This window comes from Vibrio sp. 1069, assembly GCF_033340555.1.
On the sequence record NZ_JAWOWP010000552.1, the window covers coordinates 1 to 617 of the forward strand.

Below are 617 nucleotides of genomic sequence, written 5' to 3' on the forward strand. Positions count from 1 at the left end.
ATCTTGTATAACTTCAATCGTTTTTTCAGCAGGCATACCATAAAGAAAGTTTTTAACGTGAAGGAATAAAAAACGTGAACTTTCGCAAAAATACTCTAGTACTCACGATGCTTGCAACGGCAGCTCCGATTGCCGCACAAGCAGCTTCTAAACCCAACATGCTGGTTATCATGGGTGATGACATCGGCTACGGTAACATCTCTGCTTACAACCAAGGCATGCTTGGCTACAACACACCAAACATCGACAGAATTGCGCAAGAAGGTGCGCTTTTCACTGCGTACTACGCGCAGCAATCCTGTACTGCGGGTCGTAGTACTTTCATTACTGGTCAAATGCCAATCCGTACCGGTTTGACGAAAGTAGGCCTACCGGGTGCAGAACAAGGTCTTCAACCGCAAGACATTACAATGGCGACGGCACTTAAAGATATGGGCTACGCGACAGGCCAATTTGGTAAAAACCACCTTGGTGACAAAGATGAAATGTTGCCAACAAACCACGGTTTTGATGAGTTCATGGGTAACCTTTACCACTTGAACGCGGAAGAAGAGCCTGAAAACCCTGATTACCCGAAAGATCCTGCGTTCCGCAAAAACTTTGGCCCGCGTGGCGTA

At 46.5% G+C, this 617-nt stretch carries 1 protein-coding gene; it reads left to right on the forward strand.

From position 1 onward, the window contains the following. Nucleotides 1-107: 107 nt before the first annotated feature. Nucleotides 108-617: sulfatase-like hydrolase/transferase (locus R7040_RS27680; RefSeq protein ID WP_318097775.1), on the forward strand; the 510-nt coding region annotated here is incomplete at its 3' end.